The 17,815-nt window shown below is 60.0% G+C and carries 16 protein-coding genes and 1 pseudogene; 8 read left to right on the top strand and 9 right to left on the bottom strand.

Annotation, left to right across the window (positions count from 1 at the left end; all coding sequences use genetic code 11):
• Nucleotides 1-164 precede the first annotated feature (164 nt).
• Nucleotides 165-599, bottom strand: coding sequence for a DoxX family protein (locus TU73_RS18435; protein ID WP_043050788.1), 435 nt, complete (start codon nt 597-599; stop codon nt 165-167).
• A gap of 103 nt (nt 600-702) precedes the next feature.
• Complete coding sequence (locus TU73_RS18430) at nt 703-2,124, bottom strand: MltF family protein (RefSeq protein WP_057013415.1); 1,422 nt, start codon at nt 2,122-2,124, stop codon at nt 703-705.
• Nucleotides 2,125-2,360: 236 nt separating this feature from the next.
• On the opposite strand from TU73_RS18430, the gene TU73_RS18425 reads away from it, so the two are divergent.
• The 7 genes and pseudogenes from TU73_RS18425 (at nt 2,361) to TU73_RS18405 (ending at nt 7,669) form a co-directional block, all read left to right on the top strand.
• A complete protein-coding gene (locus TU73_RS18425) occupies nt 2,361-3,167 on the top strand; it encodes a TatD family hydrolase (protein WP_057013414.1) in 807 nt (268 codons plus the stop codon).
• Between the two features lie 95 nt (nt 3,168-3,262).
• Nucleotides 3,263-4,744 (top strand): methyl-accepting chemotaxis protein, encoded by a 1,482-nt coding sequence (locus tag TU73_RS18420; protein ID WP_057013420.1) that lies wholly within the window; start codon nt 3,263-3,265, stop codon nt 4,742-4,744.
• A gap of 199 nt (nt 4,745-4,943) precedes the next feature.
• Nucleotides 4,944-5,666: pseudogene (locus TU73_RS18415) on the top strand (type IV secretion protein Rhs); the annotation flags it as partial.
• Between the two features lie 143 nt (nt 5,667-5,809).
• Nucleotides 5,810-6,442, top strand: coding sequence for a hypothetical protein (locus TU73_RS29370; protein ID WP_057013412.1), 633 nt, complete (start codon nt 5,810-5,812; stop codon nt 6,440-6,442).
• On the top strand, nt 6,351-6,791 hold the full coding sequence (locus tag TU73_RS29520; RefSeq protein WP_342342190.1) for an HNH/endonuclease VII fold putative polymorphic toxin: 441 nt from the start codon (nt 6,351-6,353) through the stop codon (nt 6,789-6,791). The genes TU73_RS29370 and TU73_RS29520 overlap by 92 nt, the downstream gene beginning before the upstream one ends.
• Entirely contained in the window at nt 6,788-7,192 is a 405-nt protein-coding gene (locus TU73_RS28470; protein WP_082642633.1) for an Imm50 family immunity protein, read from the top strand. The genes TU73_RS29520 and TU73_RS28470 overlap by 4 nt, the downstream gene beginning before the upstream one ends.
• Nucleotides 7,193-7,306: 114 nt before the next feature.
• Nucleotides 7,307-7,669 carry an Mpo1-like protein gene (locus tag TU73_RS18405; RefSeq protein WP_043047418.1) on the top strand — a complete coding sequence of 121 codons (363 nt, stop codon included), beginning with the start codon at nt 7,307-7,309 and terminating at the stop codon, nt 7,667-7,669.
• Between the two features lie 3 nt (nt 7,670-7,672).
• Here the strand turns inward: TU73_RS18405 and TU73_RS18400 are convergent, their stop codons facing one another.
• The 3 genes from TU73_RS18400 to TU73_RS18390 form a co-directional block, all read right to left on the bottom strand.
• Entirely contained in the window at nt 7,673-8,470 is a 798-nt protein-coding gene (locus tag TU73_RS18400) for an acyl-CoA thioesterase (RefSeq protein WP_057013411.1), read from the bottom strand.
• A gap of 90 nt (nt 8,471-8,560) precedes the next feature.
• Nucleotides 8,561-9,322 (bottom strand): CHAD domain-containing protein, encoded by a 762-nt coding sequence (locus tag TU73_RS18395; protein WP_057013410.1) that lies wholly within the window; start codon nt 9,320-9,322, stop codon nt 8,561-8,563.
• Between the two features lie 41 nt (nt 9,323-9,363).
• Nucleotides 9,364-9,642 (bottom strand): hypothetical protein, encoded by a 279-nt coding sequence (locus tag TU73_RS18390; RefSeq protein WP_057013409.1) that lies wholly within the window; start codon nt 9,640-9,642, stop codon nt 9,364-9,366.
• 215 nt (nt 9,643-9,857) lie between these two features.
• Here TU73_RS18390 and TU73_RS18385 point away from each other — a divergent pair, with 215 nt between their 5' ends.
• Entirely contained in the window at nt 9,858-10,895 is a 1,038-nt protein-coding gene (locus TU73_RS18385; protein ID WP_057013408.1) for a patatin-like phospholipase family protein, read from the top strand.
• Nucleotides 10,896-11,604: 709 nt separating this feature from the next.
• On the opposite strand, the gene TU73_RS18380 is transcribed toward TU73_RS18385, so the two are convergent.
• The 4 genes from TU73_RS18380 to kdpB form a co-directional block, all read right to left on the bottom strand.
• Nucleotides 11,605-12,294, bottom strand: coding sequence for a response regulator (locus tag TU73_RS18380; RefSeq protein ID WP_046071567.1), 690 nt, complete (start codon nt 12,292-12,294; stop codon nt 11,605-11,607).
• 46 nt (nt 12,295-12,340) lie between these two features.
• Nucleotides 12,341-14,992, bottom strand: coding sequence for a sensor histidine kinase (locus TU73_RS18375; protein ID WP_057013407.1), 2,652 nt, complete (start codon nt 14,990-14,992; stop codon nt 12,341-12,343).
• A gap of 127 nt (nt 14,993-15,119) precedes the next feature.
• Nucleotides 15,120-15,665, bottom strand: a complete 546-nt coding sequence (gene kdpC, locus TU73_RS18370; RefSeq protein ID WP_057013406.1) for a potassium-transporting ATPase subunit KdpC — start codon at nt 15,663-15,665, stop codon at nt 15,120-15,122.
• Nucleotides 15,666-15,747: 82 nt separating this feature from the next.
• Nucleotides 15,748-17,805: a potassium-transporting ATPase subunit KdpB gene (gene kdpB, locus TU73_RS18365; RefSeq protein ID WP_173668891.1), complete on the bottom strand. Its 2,058-nt coding sequence runs from the start codon at nt 17,803-17,805 to the stop codon at nt 15,748-15,750.
• Nucleotides 17,806-17,815: the final 10 nt, after the last annotated feature.

The raw sequence follows: 17,815 nt of genomic DNA, 5'->3' as shown, positions 1-17,815 counted from the left end.
TCGGGGCAGCATCGGCGTGCTCTTCATAACAAAACGCCCCAGACCGGCGAGGCCCAGGGCGGTGAAAATGTCAAAAACCCGGTATCCGGTTAACCGCAAAGCTGCTCCGCTTAAGTGAACAGCATTGCCGCACATGCGGGCCTTTTCCGTAGCTTGTGAAGCGATCAGTTAGCGATTGCGCGGTCGACCGAGAGCTTACCGGCACCTTCCAGCAACACCGCCAGCGAGCCGCCGAGCAGGGCCAGTGCGAACTCATAACCGTTGTTGGCCATGAACAGACCGTTATGGATGTGGACAGAAAAGATCGCCACCAGGGTCAGGAAGGTCAAGCCCAATGCCGCAGGTCGCGCAAGCAAGCCAATGATCAACGCCAGCCCGGCGAAAAACTCTGTGCCGCCCGACAACACCGCCATCAGAGTGCCCGGCGCCAGGCCGATGCTTTCCATCCATTGCGCAGTACCGGCCAGGCCACCACCGCCAAACCAGCCGAACAGCTTTTGCGAACCGTGGGCGGCAAAAATGATGCCGACGAAAATGCGCAGAATAGTCAGGCCGTAACCGGCGCGGGTGGACAGAACACGGGTAATCATAGGGCTCATGTAATAAATCCTTTTCCAGGTAGGGGTTGGTTGGCCGCTATATTAATCAGTTTAAGCAATGTTAAAAGCCGAAAAATTGCTTAATCAATATCAATAAATTCGATTATTTTCGCGAGGCAATTTTCGGCGCTGGCGGTTCAAGGGACTCTCGCACCCGATCGAACGCCAAGTAATACTTATTGACGCTATTAACATAGCTGACGCCGCCCATTCCTACCTGCTCCATGGCAATGCGTTCAACCTGGAAGAACCACTGGTTGGGGTTGAGCCCGCGGCGCCTGGCCTCGGTGCGCATACCCTGTACGCGCTCCGGCCCCATGTTGTACGCCGCCAGCACAAAGGCCATGCGCTCGCGCTCGTTGAGCTTGGGACTGGAGAAAAACTTGCGGCGGATCATCGCCAGGTAACGCGCGCCGGCTTGCACGTTGCTGTCGAGACTCTCGATATTGCTCACCCCTACCCGCTGCGCCGCCGAAGGTGTGATCTGCATCAGGCCGGTCGGGCCGCCACTGTTGCGAGCGCCCGGGTCCAGTGACGATTCCTTGTACGCCAGTGCCGCCAGGTTCAACCAGTCCATGCCTTGCTCACGCGCATGTTTTTGCAGGATCGGGCGCAGTTTTTCCAGGCGTTGACGGTCGACGCGGGCCAGCGGATTGCGCACCTGATAGAGGCGTCGATAGATGAGCTGAAACGCCACGTCCTGGTCGGAAGGCGTTCGATAGGTCTTGAGAAACCGATCAATACTGGCGCGCAGCATCGACGCGTCCTGGCGCACGAACCAGAACTCGTCGCCCGGTTCGCTGATCACGACCTGCTTGTCAAAGCGCAACTTGGGCAGGATTTTCGACCAACGCTCGGCAATCGGCTTTTCAACGATAGTCAGGTGAAAGATCCCGGCCTGGACCATCTCCAGCACATCCTCTACCGCCAGGCTCGGATCGACCCATTCCACCTTCACGGGCGGACGCTTGTGCAGGGCCAGTTTCTGATTGACCTGGCTGATGGCATCCGCCGCCGCACTGCCAGTGGTCAGCGTCAGTGTACGACCAGACAACTGCTCCAAGCGGGTGAACCGTCGCTCTCCCTTGACGCCGACCAGCCACAACGGCACGCCACTGGCAATCGGCTCGCTGGTACTGATCTTGTGTACGGCCTTCACATCCAGCAACTCACCGGGAGCCACCAAGTCGCCTTCGCCACGGGCCAACGCGCCGAGTAATTGGTCCTTGGCCTTGGGGATGATCTTGAGGTTTATTTCTTGCCCATCGCGAGCATGGCCGTTGAGGTATTGCTCGAAGGCGCGCAACCGATGGTATTCGACACCGATGGACTGGCCCTGCACTTCACCGGAGCTGTTGCGGCTCTGATTGACCAGCACACGCAGGGTGCGACTGGAACGAATTTGCGCGAGGTCACGCACCTTGCCGGGCTTGGTCACCTCCAGCGGCCCGTCCAGACGCGCGACCGCCGCCATGGGCAGCAGCAACGTCAGGCACAACACAAGCAACGCCGAGGGTCGGATCATCCGCTCTCCGGAAAGAATACTGGCCAGCGCCTTCGCGAATAACGAAGTGCTGGAGGTCAGAAACAGAGCACTTTAAGCGCTGGCAAAGCGCGCAACGGCGGCACAGTGACGGGCAACAGCCCAACCACAATGTCGCTTGTGACGTTCAAAGACAGCGATAACGCGTTGTAGTTCTTGGTTTTTCTTATAAATCTACAGCTCTGATATGCTTTCCGGCCGCAGGCGGAGATAGCACCATGCAACTCATTGATATTGGCGTCAACCTGACCAACCCCAGTTTCGACGAGAGGCACCAGGCCGTTCTCGAGCGCGCCTACTCCGCTGGCGTGCAGCAATTGGTGCTCACCGGCACCAGCATCGAGGGCAGCGAACAGGCGCTGGAGCTGTGTGTAAAACACGATGAAAGCGCCCAACGCCTGTTCAGTACTGCCGGTATCCATCCTCACTCCGCCAGCGACTGGAATGGCGACAGCGCCCAACGCTTGCGTGGCTTGCTCGGCGAAAGCCGGGTGCGCGCCGTGGGTGAATGCGGGCTGGATTTCAACCGGGACTTCTCCCCTCGCCCACAGCAGGAAAAAGTCCTAGAAGCGCACCTGGCCCTGGCTAGCGAGCTGAAACTTCCGGTATTTCTCCACGAACGCGACGCCAACCAACGCCTGCTGGAGATCCTCAAGGATTACCGCGACCACCTGCCCGCCGCAGTGGTGCATTGCTTCACCGGCGAACAAGCGGCGCTGTTCAGTTACCTGGACCTCGACCTGCATATTGGCATTACCGGCTGGATCTGCGATGAGCGCCGTGGGACGCACCTGCATCCACTGGTCAGGGAAATTCCCCGCGGCCGTCTGATGCTGGAAAGCGACGCCCCGTACCTGCTACCACGCACTCTGCGCCCCAAACCAAAGAATGGCCGCAATGAACCGGCGTACTTGCCTGAGGTATTGCGCGAGGTTGCCCTGCACCGCAACGAAACCATGCAAGACCTGGCAGCCCATAGCACCGCTTGCGCCCGCGCCTTTTTCGGCTTGCCTGCCGTGGAGTGATGCGGCCCATTGACCCATGTCAAAACTCATCTGCTGGATAGCGGCACAATAATGGCACCTTGCCAATGCTGTTTCCGCTATCAGAGAAAACCTTCATGGGTGCCTGGATTAGCAATATCTCGCTCAAGTACAAGTTCTGGGCCGTCAATGCGGTCGCCTTCGTTACCACCCTGCTGTTGGTGCTGTACGCCGTGCAGCTTGAACAACAGGCGCGCAGCCATGCGTCCCAGGCATCGGCCCAGGCCCAGGGGCGATTGCTCAGCGCGTGGCCAGCCGACAAAGTCCTGCCCACCAGCGAGCATTGGCTGACCTATGCCCAAGGGCAGAGCCCACAATTGGCCGACTTTGATCTGTCAGACTTGAGCACTGCCAGCGGTTGGGTCGAGCTCAATCACATGCCGTTGTTCGGCAAAAACCCACTGATAGGCGCCGAGGTGATCAGCCGCGCCGACGGTCAACACATCGCCGTACTGGCTTACGCGCCGAGCCTGAGCCAAGTGTTCAGTGAACGCTTCGCCAACTACGCCGTCGCCGTGGCCATCCTCATGCTAGCCATGCTCGGAGCCTCGCAACTGTTGATCCGCTTCCTGCTCAGCCAACTCAACACCCTCAAGGACGTGATGCTGCACGTTGAGAAAACCGGTGACCTGTCGGCCCGCGTCCCCCTGGCCAGCAAGGATGAAGTCGGCCAGATGGCCAGTGCCTTCAACGCCATGCAAGCCGGCTACCAACGCGTGGTCAATACCGTGGCACGCACCGCCCGGCAACTGGATGACGGCGCCGCCCGCCTGGCCAGCAGCATGAACCAGGTGCAGCACGGCATGCTTGGCCAGCAAAGCGAAACCGACCAGGCCGCCACCGCCATCAACGAGATGACCACCACTGTCCACCATATCGCCCAGCACGCCGGCGCCACCCGCGACTTGTCCCAGACCGCCGACACCCTCGCCGGCAGCGGCCAGGACGTGGTCACCCGGGTACAGCGTTCGATTGCCGGGCTGTCCACTGGCGTGCAACAGACCGCCGAGATGATCCAGAAACTCGCCGAAGACAGCCAGAAAATCAACGGCGTGGTCGGGGTGATCCACAGCATTGCCGAACAGACCAACCTGCTCGCCCTCAACGCCGCCATCGAAGCCGCCCGCGCTGGAGATATGGGCCGAGGGTTTGCAGTGGTCGCTGACGAGGTGCGTAGCCTGGCCAAGCGCGTGCAAAGCTCCACCGACGAAATCACTCGCATGGTCTCCGCGCTTCAGGCCGGCACCCGCGACGCGGTGGATTTCATGCAGGAAAGCTCATTCAAAGCCGACGACTGTGTGCAACAAGCCCTGGAAGCCGGCGCCGCACTGGCTGAAATCACCGGTGCCGTGGCACAGATGCGCGAGAGCAACACCCAGATCGCCGTGGCCGCCGAACAGCAAAGCCATGTCGCCGAAGAGATGAACCGGGCCGTGGTGAGCATTCGCGATGTGACTGAAAACACCGTGCAGCAGACCGTGGCGTCGGCGACTACCAGCAATGAACTGGCGACGCTGGCTGGGGAGTTGAGCAAGGCAATCGGGCAACTGAAGCTGTAAGGCTTTTTTCGCCTGTAATCTAATTCCTACCGCCAAGTCTCGGTTTACCTGAAGTTAAGGCGAAACTTCCTCGCCATCCCCGCGAATAACGCCGACTTCTTTTACCTAAGAACCCCTGCAAAGTCCCTCGCCTGATCAAACAGTGCGAGGGATTGCAGGTGGTTTTTTTCGGTAGAGCCCTGGTTGCCGGGGCTGTCTCTTGATTCCGGCGCTTGCCAGCTTTGTGCTGGCGCCCATGGATCCCAAAGCGCCGGACGTCAGTCGCGTTTTAGCCGATTTTCGCACCTGCCTGAACACCTTCGATGAGTGGGCCGACAGCCTGTTGAGTGGCTCGGCACTGACTGTGGAGCAAGTGTTCAAGGTCGGGGAAGACGTCGCACTGGTCGCGCCGATTTCTTCCGACAAGCCCAGCCGCACGGTCGCTCAATGCAAAGCCCAGGGTGGGTTGACCCTGGTGCATCTGTTCGAAAGTACCCAATTCGTCCCCATCGGCAACACCCGGGTGATGCTGCAAGCCATTGCCCAGGATGGCAGCCCGGTGGGCGCGCCGATCCACCACACCATTGGCCCCAGCGGCACTCTTGAAGTCAACGACTGCAGCCGCGACCAGCGCTACCAGATCACCTTTTACCCCAATGTTTCCAAGGATCACGTCAAGGCGCTGTATGCCTCCTACGGGTCAGTGATTGCGGGGCTGGAAGCTGATCTGCGTAAACAATGGGACGAGCGTTTCAAGCCTCAGTGGGCAGACTTTTCCCAAGCGCCAGCCTACAAGCGCAGCGGCCTACAGGGCATTGCCTTTGCATCCGGGATTGGCAAGGCCTTCTACAATCTGTGGGACAACATCACCGAGCTGTATGACCTGCTCGCGAACCTCAAATCCAACAGCGAGAAACTGCTCAAGTACATCTCCCAGGCTGAACAAGGCAAGGGTCGAGACTACATTGAGATGGATGTACCTGAATCAAGATTAGAATGGGTGAAAAACCCTAGGTATAACATCATGGAGCTAACCGTAAGAGGGAATTTAGAAATAAACAACCCTACATTCACGAGAAGAAAGTAATGCTAGAGAAGAACAAAGAAATAATACTTGCAGGCGAGGAAGCGCTTGAAGCCTTGAAAGAAATTGAATTCATATTGATATCTCTTCACAAAATTGGCAGCTTTTATACTGACAAACCTGGCGCAGTGGAAGAATATAGAAGAATAACTACTGACTTCATCGACAACTGCGAGATCACCAAACGTCTTGCAAGGGTTCGCACGATAATCTCTCATCATTTTGACGACTCTATCGGCGACGATGATATGGATGACATGGAAAGACATTTACTAGGTTTGAAATTCTGGAAACCAGCACCAACAGAAAAAACTCATTCCAACACAGGAAAATTCTCTTTTTTGGATGGAGTCATCGACCAACTAACCGCTAAACGAGATGAGCTATTAATGGTCTTTACGGACCAACAAGAACAAACTTTCTTAATCACCTTTCACAATTTAATTTCCTTTCATAGATTAAGCTCAACGGGTAGTGAAGTATGCGATATGCATGAGGAAAAGACCTCTACTCTTTCGCAGGAGAACGTGTGTATTGACCCAAATGAGGCAATTACAACTTACTGCTTCAAGTCTGGCAGTGGTGAGACTGTTCTTGCAATCATTGCAAGCGGTTACAGCGTTGAACGCATATGACAAAAGTAGGCACGTTTCAGAAATACTTAGAAAGGGACCTCTGGCCTTTGAAACTTTTGATCAGGAAAAGGGAGGCTACGGGCATATCAGACATGTCAGAATGAAAGACATGAGGGGCAGAGAAATACTAAGTAATGATGGAAAGCCAATCCTCACGAGAGAGTATGAGTTCACACGCGCAAACAGTCAGAAAATTGTTATCCAAGAGCACAGCGTAGGACATAAATTTGGAGCACCCGGAGGCCTCGGCGATCAAGGAGCTCATTTCAATTTGCGTCCAATTGGAGACACACGTCACGGGAAACTGAAGGGTGCAAAAGACCACTATAATTTTCGAGGTAAAAAATGAAATTTTGGAATGAATTCGATAGAAGTATTTTTTTCAATAGAGCTTTCTCCATACAGGTCCCGATTGGAGAGATAGTCTTGTTTTCTATCGATATAGACAACAATAGATCTCATATAACCCTTGCATTTGATATACCTGAGATTCCAGACAAACCACCAGAAAAATGGACCTTAGAAGGCTTCAACACGTGCCGAATTGGTCTTAGTTGTGGCGGGCTGAGTGATGTCGTTATAAAAAATATCCCCACCCCCAATAGATTGCAAATGACTGTACAAAAACACGAAAATTTTTTTGTCGTTAGGGCTGAGTCGGCAGACTCGTTGATCGAATTTAGAACAAAATACCCATCCTTGTGCGGCCCCTCTGTTTACATTAAAGATCCTGACCCCGCCTGCTATTAAACGAGCATTACAAAAGCGAGACTATGACCCCCATAGCCAGCCTTGATTCGCTACTTCGCCCGCTCGAACCTAAGCTCTGTTCAAGTCATTTCAACGGACAGAGGATTCACCACCATGGGCAAACGTCACCCCAATCTCCCCGCCTGGCAATGGCGTCACTACCCACAAAACCATCAACACCCGACCAACCTGGCACTGCACCTGATTGCCGTGCCGCTGTTTATCGTCGGCTTCCTGCTGATCGTTTCGGGGGTGTTCAGCCTGAGCCTGGCCAGCTTCGCCGTCGGAGTGGTTGGCATTGTGGCGGGCCTGGCGTTGCAGCGTCATGGTCATAGCCTGGAGGCCCAGGCCAGTGAGCCGTTCAGTGACCGTAAAGACGCGGTGCAACGGCTGGTGGTCGAGCAGTTCGTGACCTTCCCGCGCTTTGTGTTGAGCGGTGGCTGGTGGCGCGCCTGGCGGCAGCGCCACCGGCACTGAGGCTCAGGCGAATACCACCACGGTCTGGCGACTGAGGGCGATCAACTCGCCAGTCGGGCTCCACAGCGCAGCGGCCGCATGGCCGTAGCCGTCGCGGGCATGTTCGATGTTGACGTGGTATTGGCACCAATCGAGGGTGGTCAGGTCTTGCAGCGGCTGGATGAACTCGATGGTCCAGGTCAGTGTGCTGCCCGGGGCGGGCTTTTTCAGGTGTGGCAACAGGGCCGGCGGCCAGGCGTCGACCAGGGCGAGGATATGCGCCTCGGTCAGTGGCTCTTCTTTCACATCCCCGCGCAACCGCACCCAACCGCCCATGTCGCGGGATTTGTTACCGGTGAACGGCAGGCCGCCGACACTCCAGCGCATTGCCAGATGGCGCATGAATTCAGGGGTGACGCCCTTGATGTAGGGCAACTCCTGACACTCATCCCAATGTTTGAATACCGGCGGCGCTTCGCTCGCCACGTCAATTTCCGACGCTCGAGACGCGCCAAAGCTGGCCTGGACCAGGGTCGCCACTTCGCCGTTCTGCACCACGCGGCCGAGCAACTGGCTGACGGCCTTGCCTTCGCGCAACACTTCGACTTGATAACTGGCGGGCACGTCCGGCGCTACCGGGCCGACAAAGGTGATGGCCAGGGAGCGCAGGGGGCGATCCGCCGGCACCTGGGCGCGCAGGGCCTCGTATTGCAGGGCGGCGACCAGGCCGCCAAAGGTGGCACGGCCCTGGGCCCATTCGGCCGGGATGGTGACATCCAGCGGGTTGCTACGGACAGCGTCGAGCAAATCACTAAAGCGCATGGCGACCTCACATCAAGAAAATCGATGGAGGGATCTTAACCATCGAATCCGGCAGGCACAGCGCCTATTCCGGCCAAAAACCGGACCACTTCAAAAACAATCGGCGCTGAGTTTGTCCAGCACACCATCAGCGCGACCTTGAGCCTTGAGCATGGTGCGCTGCCACACCGCTACACAAGGTTGCAGGTCCGGCTGGTGCCCGGCCTGGGCCAGCCATTGCCAACAGTCATGCCAGTCACCCAGTGCACCCTGGGCCTTCTTCAACCGCGACATGGCGTTGGCAGGCAACTTGTCCAGTTCGGGATAAGCCTCGGCGGCGTAACGCACGCGCTTGATCAGCAACCGCAGGCGGTGGCGATCATGCTCGGGATCCTTCAGCGCTTCATCGAGTTTCTGCCATTGCTTGGCCAGGCGCTTCTCGATGCGCGGGCGCAGGCCCTTGAGCAGTTTCTGGTGCTGGGCCGCGCGGATAAATCGGGGGAAGGCATCCAGGATCAGCAACAGATGCGCCAACTCCCGGCTCTGCGCCACCTGGCGATAGGTCTCAGGTTGCAGGCGCAGACGCCGATCAGCCGCCTCGTGATATCCGTGCTGATGCAAATACGCCGCCAGGACCTCTCGGTCGCGTAGCGGCGTGGTCAGTTGACCCACAGTCTTGGCGGCCAACTCGAGTTGCTCGACACCTGGCAGGCCGCGCAAAGGGCGCAACAGGCTGCGCAGGCGGCGCACGGTGGTGCGCAAATCATGCAGGGCTTCAGCGTCGGTGACGGCGGCGAGGCGAGCCTGGCAGCTCAGTAACCCTACTTCCAGGCCAATGACCTGAGCGACTAACTGATTGACCAAAGCTGACATCCTGCCCTCACTTTGCGATGAATAATCCTACTCGCTACAGGTCAACGCCCGGCGCGAGACTCTCGAATATAGAAACGCGCCTTTTCGGCTTTTTTGGAGCAGCCCTCAAACGCTTCGAATTGCTGCTGGGTCTTGGCGCCGGTCAACAGCGACAGGGCCTTGGAATAACTTACGGTGCCGGCGAAACCTTCAGCCTTGGCCAGGTCGAGTTCTTTCCAGGCGGCGTCCAATTGCGAGCCGCAGCTGTCGCGGTAGGCAGTTTTGCCGGCACAACCGGCCAAGGCCAACACGATCACAGGCACACACATCCAGGCTTTCATTGATGACACCTCAAATAAGCAAAATCATTCGTAGCCTGTAGACGTTGCCCACAGGAAAAAGTGCCTTGTCCTTAGCTTGAAATCGGTAGTACCTATTGCCAGAGCATACCCGAGCACAAGGGTTATCCTCGAAAAATATCGCAGGCCCAGCCGAAGATTGAAGCCACCCCCCCGATGGGTGCATTGTGGGCACCTGTTTTTCGAAGGATCTGGTCATGAAAAAACGTGTTGCCTTAGTGCTGGGCTCCGGGGGAGCCAGGGGCTACGCCCATATCGGGGTGATCGAAGAAATCGAACGACGCGGCTATGACATCGCCTGTATCGCCGGTTGCTCCATGGGCGCCGTGGTGGGTGGGATCTACGCCGCTGGCAAGCTCGACGAGTACCGCAACTGGATCGAAAGCCTGGACTACCTCGACGTGCTGCGCCTGGTGGATGTGAGCTTTCGCCTGGGCGCGATTCGCGGTGAAAAAGTCTTCGGGCAGATCCGCAAGATCGTCGGCGAGATCAATATCGAAGAACTGCGCATCCCTTATACCGCCGTTGCCACCGACCTTACCAACCAGCAGGAAATCTGGTTCCAGGAGGGCTGCCTGCACCAGGCCATGCGCGCATCGGCAGCGATCCCCAGCTTGTTCACTCCGGTGATGCAAGGCAACCGCATGCTGGTGGACGGTGGCCTGCTCAACCCGCTGCCCATCGTGCCGGTGGTGTCGAGCCACTGCGACTTGATCATCGCGGTCAACCTCAATGCCACCAACCAGAAGCATTACCAGCTACCGGTGATTCCACGTCCGCCAGCGTTCAAGAGCCGCTTCAACAGCCTGGCAAAGTCGCTGGGCTCGCACCTGCCGTTTCGCCGCAAGCAGGCCGAGCAGTTGATGAAGCTCGAGCAGGAGGCCTTGCAGGCCCAGGCAGCGGAGATCAACCCGTGGCTGGAGTCAGCCGAACCCGAATCCCAGCAACCCGCCGCCGCGCCGGAGAAAGCCGGCGCACCGAAGTCGGCGACGGGTTCGTTCATCATCGATAACGTCGGGCCTGCGTCGCTGCTGGACCTGATCAACCAGAGTTTCGAGGTGATGCAGACGTCATTGGCGCAATACAAGATCGCCGGGTATCCGCCCGATATCCTGATCAACGTGCCGAAGCGGGTGTGTCGATTTTTCGAGTTCTACAAGGCGCCGGAGCTGATCGCCCTGGGGCGGGAAATTGCCAGGGATACGCTGGATCGGTATGAGAGTGAGCAGCCCTGAAATTCTGGGTGTTGTTGATGGCCTCATCGGGGCATAGGTATCTACACAACTTTGGGGCGACGCTGGACCTGTGGCGAGGGAGCTTGCTCCCGTGACGGACTGACAGCCGACGCTGATCGAGCTGACGCACCGCGATCCAAATGTGGGAGCTGGCTTGCCTGCGATGACGGCCTGCCAGCCGATGCCAATCTACCTGACACCCCGCAATCAAACTGTGGGAGCGGGCTTGCTCGCGAAGGCGGCCTGACAGGCGACACAGCTATGCCGGGTACATATCCATTCCTGCGGTAACGGCCACTTAGGGTTCCGCTCTGACAGCGGGTCACTTTGGAAAAGAGCCCCAAAGTAACCAAAGGGCTCTTGCCCCACCACTCGGCACCTCGCCTAGGCTCGGTGTGCCCGTAATCCGCCAGTGATTTGGGGGGCCGCCGCCACGCGCCATCCATGGCGCGGGGCGGCTAAACCGGCATCCCTGCCGGTTTACCCCCCAAATCCCTGTCGAATTCCGGCCAGCGTGGTTTAACGGGGCGCCTGAGATCAAGATCAAGAGCGGCTCGCTTCGCATCGTGGTTACCGTTGAGCACTACAGAGTTGTGTAGATACCTATGCTCATCGGGGGCAAGCCCCCTCCCACACTTTGAATGTATTCACAGATCGAAATGTGGGAGGGGGCTTGCCCCCGATGAGGCCTGTTCAGGCAGCGGTGAACTCAAGTACCCAGCAGCCGATACCCCACCCCCGCCTCGGTCACGATAAACCGTGGCTGGGTCGGGTCATCCGCGAGTTTCTGGCGCAGGTGCCCCACCACGATACGCAGGTAGTGGCTGTCCTCGGTATGGGTCGGCCCCCAGATGTCCTTGAGCAACTGCTGTTGGGTAATCACTCGCCCAGGATGACGTGCCAGCTGCGCGAGCACCGCGTATTCCTTGCGGGTCAGCGCCACTTCGGCACCGTCCAGCAGCACGCGGCGATAGGCCAGGTCTACGGTCAGCGGGCCAAAACTCAGGGCGGCTTCCTGGGCCTCTCCCGCCGGCGCCTGGCGCAACAATGCACGCACACGGGCGAGAAACTCCTGGATGCCGAAGGGCTTGGTCACATAGTCATTGGCGCCACCGTCCAGGGCCTCGACCTTCTGACCTTCGCTGGCGCGTACCGACAGCACCAGCACCGGCACCGTCGACCACTCGCGAAACTCGCGCAGCACTTGCTGGCCGTCCATGTCTGGCAAGCCCAGGTCGAGCACCAGCAAGTCCGGTTTGCTCAGGGCCGCCTGGGCCAGGCCTTCGTTGCCGGTGCCGGCCTCGATCACCTTGTAGCCCTGGGAGGCCAGGCTGATACGCAGGAATTTGCGGATCTGCGGTTCGTCATCAATGACGAGAATCGTCGCGGTCTGGCTCATGGTGTCCGTCAAAATCCGTTAAAAAATCACCCCATTCAGGAGCCATTCAGAGGTCAGTGTCCAAGCCAGGTTGAGATTGTAGCGGCAGAAACAAAGTGATGCAGGTACCCCGTCCTTCAATGCCATCAGCCACGCTGATATGCCCGCCGTGCGCGCCGACCATGCCCTGGCAGATCGCCAGGCCGAGGCCGGTGCCCTGCCCGCCCCGATCACCGCGGGCAGCGGTGTAGAACATGTCGAAAATCTTCGCCCGCTCATCCTCGGGAATCCCCGGGCCCTCATCGGCCACGGCAAAAAACAGCTGGTGGTCGGCCACGCCCGCGCTCAACTGCAAGCGGCCCTGGGGCGGCGAAAACCGTGCGGCGTTTTCCAGCACATTGACCAGTGCCTGTTCGATCAACGCAGCATGCACATACAACAACGGCAGTTCCGACGGCACATCGGTGCTCACCTGCAAGGGCGCCAGCACGGCGCGCAATCGTCCAAGGGCACTGCCGACGATATCGCCGGGCGACACCCAATCGCGCGCCAGTTTCAGCGCACCGTGGCCCAGGCGCGTCATGTCCAGCAGATTCTGGATATAGCGGTCGAGGCGCTCGGCTTCATCACGGGTACCCTCAAGTAACTCGCGGCGGTCCTCCAAAGGAATGGCCTCACCGAGGGCCAACAGGCTGTCGATGCTGCCGCGCATGGAGGTCAACGGCGTGCGCAAGTCGTGGGACACAGACGCGAGCAAAGCGCTGCGCAGTTGTTCGGTTTCCCCGTGCAGGCGCGCCGATTCCAACTCCTGCCCCAGCTGTGCCCGCGCCAGCGCCTGGGCCAGCGGCTGGCTCAACGCAGTGAGCAAGCGCCGACGTTGGCCACTCAACTCCAGGCCCGGTTTGGCACTGACGCCGAGCAAGCCCAACGGCCCCTCTTCACCCGACAGCGGCCACCACCACCAACGCCCAAACGGCAAGGTGCCGGTGCCCATGCCGGCCGGCTGATCATGCTGCCAGGCCCAATCGGCGGCGGCGCGTTCGGCTTCGGTGAAGGTCAACGGGCCACCGGTCTCGACCTTCCAGCCGCCCTGACCGTCACGATTGACCAGGCACAGGTCAAGGTCGCTCCAACCTTGCAGATGGTGGGCGGCGGCGCTGATGACGGCTTGGCGGTCGGTGGCAGCGGTGAGCTTGCGCGACAGGTCGAGCAACTCGCTGGTTTCTTCCTGGGTATCACGCAGCGCCTGCAACTGGCGACGCTGGCGTGCGGCGAGGTTGCCGGTCAACGCCGCCATCAACAGAAAGAACAACAGGGTCAGCACGTCCTCCTCGCGCTGGATGGCGAAGGAAAAATTCGGTGGGATAAACAGAAAGTCGTAGGTCATGAACGACAGTGCCGCGCACACCAGGGACGGCCCCAGGCTGCTGCGCACCGCCACCAGCAGCACCGCAGCGAGAAACACCAGCGAGATATTCGGCAGCGGCAACAGGCTGGATACGGCCCAGGCCACGGCAGTAGCGACCACCGTGGCAACCACGGCCAAAGCGTAATCGAACCACACCAACCCGCGCACATCCGGCAGGCGCGGCGGTGCAGGCATGTCATCGCTGTCGAGGACGTTGATCTCCAAGCCCCGGGCATTGCGCAACAGGCGCGCCGCCAAACCGCCACCGAACAAGCGCCGCCTCCAGCGCATACGCGACTGCCCCACCAGCAACAAGCTGGCGCGGCGTTCAGCGGCATGCTGGATCAGCGTCTTGGCCACTTCCCCGGCACGCAGCAGCACCACTTCTCCACCCAGCCGCTCCGCCAGTTGCTGGGCGTTCTGCAGGCGCAGGCGCGATTGTTCGTCCCGCGCCCGGCCGTTATCGACATGCACCAGGCTCCAGGGCAAATGCCGACGCTGGGCCACCCGGCTGGCATGGCGCACCAGGCGTTCGGCTTGTGCATCGCCATCTACGCCGACCAACAGACGCCCGCGGACTGCCGGCGCGGCCTGGCCGAGTTGGCGGTAGCCCTGGGCCAGGTCATCGTCGACGTGGGCGGCGGCGGTTTGCATGGCCAGCTCGCGCAGGGCCATGAGGTTGGTCTGGGTAAAAAACGCATCGATGGCCGCACGCGCCTGCTCAGGTACGTACACCTTGCCGTCACGCAGGCGCTCCAGCAGCTCACGGGAAGGCAGGTCGATCAGCAGCAGTTCGTCGGCCTCCTGCAGCACCCAGTCCGGCAGGGTTTCACGTACTTGCACGCCGGTGATGCCACGTACCTGGTCATTGAGGCTTTCCAGGTGCTGGACGTTGACCGTAGTGAACACGTTGATGCCGGCGGCGAGCAGTTCCTGAATGTCTTGCCAGCGCTTTTCATGGCGGCTGCCGGGGGCGTTGCTGTGGGCCAGTTCGTCCACCAGCACCAGCTTGGGCTTGGCGGCGAGCAGGCCGTCGAGGTCCATTTCTTCAAGCATTACGCCACGGTACTCGCTGCGTAACAGCTGTTGTTGCGGCAGACCGCTGAGCAAGGCTTCGGTCTCGGCGCGGCCGTGGGTTTCGACCACACCGGCAATCAGGCTTACGCCTTGGCGCAGCTGGGTGTGGGCCGCCTGGAGCATCGCGTAGGTCTTGCCCACGCCGGGCGCGGCGCCGAGGAAGACTTTGAGCCGGCCACGGCCGTTACGGGGCAGATCGGCTAACAGGGCGTCGGCGCGGCCGGAGTCGCTCATGCTCGAGGGTTCCTTCAGGTATTTATCGAGAGTCTTCAAGGCCGCCATCGCGGGCAAGCCCGACTCCCACAGTGGAATGCATTCCAAATGTGGGAGCCGGGCTTGCCCGCGATGGCGATCGCCTGGCTTACAACGCTTCCAAAGCCATGTTCAGGGCCAGGACGTTTACTACGGGCGGCCCTACCAACGGGCTTTCGATGTGCTCATCCAACAACCGCTGCAAAGTCGCCACCGGCACATTCCGCGCCGCCGCTACCCGCGCCAGTTGATAGGCAATCGCCTGTGGTGGCAAGTGTGGATCAAGACCGCTGCCAGAGGTAGTCAGCGAAGCCAATGGCACCGGGCCCTGGCCAGGCACCGATTGCTTGTTGGCATCCTCGACGATGCGGGTCGCCAAGGCCGGATTGCTTGGCCCCAGGTTACTGGCACTGCTGGAAACCGTCGCGAAAGCACCGGCTGACGGGCGTGGGTGAAACCAGTTGTCGCCGGTAAAGTCCTGGGCGATCAGGCTGGAGCCGCGCACCTTGCCGCTGGCGTCGCGCACCAGGCTGCCATTGGCCTGGTCGGGGAAGGCCACTTGCGCCACGCCGGTGACCACCAGTGGGTAGGCCACGCCGGTGATCAGGGTCATGAGTACCAGCAGGCTCAGGGCTGGGCGGATGATGTTGGACATTTCAAACTCCTCAATTCAGTGGTGCGGTGGGACGCGGAGCGTCCGGGGCGGCATTCCCACGCGGAGCGTGGGAACGATCAGGTCAGACCAAGTGCAGCGCGGTCAGCAGCATGTCGATAGCCTTGATACCCACGAACGGCACCAACAGCCCACCCAGGCCGTAGATCAGCAGGTTGCGTCGCAGCAAGGCCGCCGCACTCGCTGCCTGCACCCGCACGCCGCGCAGGGCCAGGGGAATCAGCACCACGATAATCAACGCGTTGAACACGATGGCCGACAGGATCGCGCTCTGCGGGCTCTGCAAGTGCATGATGTTGAGCACGCCCAATTGCGGGTAGATCGTAGCGAACAGCGCCGGCAGGATCGCGAAGTACTTGGCCACATCGTTGGCGATGGAAAAGGTCGTCAGCGCGCCACGGGTCACCAGCAATTCCTTGCCGATCTGCACCACGTCCAGCAGCTTGGTCGGGTCGCTGTCGAGGTCGACCATATTGGCGGCTTCTCGCGCGGCCTGGGTGCCATCGTTCATCGCCATGCCGACGTCAGCCTGGGCCAGCGCCGGGGCGTCGTTGGCGCCGTCGCCGCACATGGCAACCAGGCGGCCGTCGTTCTGCTCATGGCGAATACGCGCGAGTTTCTTCTCCGGCGTGGCTTCGGCCAGCACGTCGTCCACACCGGCTTCAGCGGCAATTGCGGCTGCGGTCAGCGGGTTGTCGCCGGTGACCATCACGGTGCGGATCCCAAGCTTGCGCAACTCGGCAAACCGCTCGCGGATGCCGGGCTTGACCACGTCCTTGAGATGGATTGCACCGAGCAACTTGCCATCGGCACACACCAGCAAAGGTGTACCGCCGCTTTGAGCGATCTTGTCGATTTCACGGGACAGTGGCGGTAAAAGCTCGCTGCGTTGTTGACCGATAAACGCCAGCAGCGAGTCCACGGCGCCTTTGCGGAATACGCGACCCTGGTAGTCAACACCAGACAGACGGGTTTCAGCACTGAAAGGTACAGAGGTCAATTCATCCAGGCTCGGCTCGGCCTGCGGGTGCAAGGCACGCAGGTATTCGACGATGGATTTGCCCTCCGCCGTATCATCGGCCAGTGACGCCAGCAGCGCGCCTTCGGCCAATTCCCGGCCACTGACGCCAGGCGCGGCGACCACCGCCGAGCAGCGACGGTTACCGAAGGTGATGGTGCCGGTCTTGTCCAGCAGCAACACATGCACGTCCCCCGCCGCTTCCACGGCGCGACCGGACTTGGCGATCACGTTGAGGCGCACCAGGCGGTCCATGCCGGCAATGCCAATGGCCGACAGCAAGCCACCAATGGTGGTTGGAATCAGCGTCACCAGCAGCGCAACCAGGAACACCAGGGGCAAGCTGCCATTGGCGAAGTGGGCGAACGGCTGCAGGGTCACCACCACCAGCAGGAAGATCAGGGTCAGGCCGATCAGCAGGATATCCAGCGCGACTTCGTTGGGGGTTTTCTGGCGTTTGGCACCTTCCACCAACGCAATCATGCGATCCAGCGTGGACTCACCCGGGTTGGCGGTGATGCGGATCAGCAGCCAGTCCGAGACCAGCCGTGTGTTGCCGGTAACGGCCGAGCGGTCGCCGCCGGACTCGCGGATCACCGGAGCGGATTCGCCGGTGATCGCCGCTTCGTTGACCGCGGCAATACCTTCGACGACCTCACCGTCACCGGGGATCATTTCGCCGGCGGCGACACGCACCACATCGCCTTTGCGCAGGCTGGTGGCCGGCACCACCTTGAAGCTGCCATCGGCCTCCTGGCGCCGAGCGCTCAAGCCTTCGCTGCCGGCCTTGAGGCTATCGGCGCGGGCCTTGCCACGGCCTTCGGCCAAGGCTTCGGCGAAGTTGGCGAACAGCACGGTGAACCACAGCCACACCGCGATTTGCACGGCGACAAAGGTCGGCACTGTGGTGTCGGGCACAAAGCACAACACGGTGGTGAGGATGGCGGTCAGTTCGACCACCAGCATCACCGGCGAGCGTTGCAGTTGGCGTGGGTCGAGCTTGACGAACGCCTGGACCAGCGCCGGGCGCCAGAGGGCCGAGATGGCGGTTTTGGCAGGCTCCTGGGGTTTGACCGGGGCCGCGTTTTTTGCAGGCATATTCATTTTCATATCC

The organism is Pseudomonas libanensis, from assembly GCF_001439685.1.
GTDB classification, from domain to species: domain Bacteria; phylum Pseudomonadota; class Gammaproteobacteria; order Pseudomonadales; family Pseudomonadaceae; genus Aquipseudomonas; species Aquipseudomonas libanensis.
This window is presented reverse-complemented; position numbering and strand designations above follow the sequence as displayed.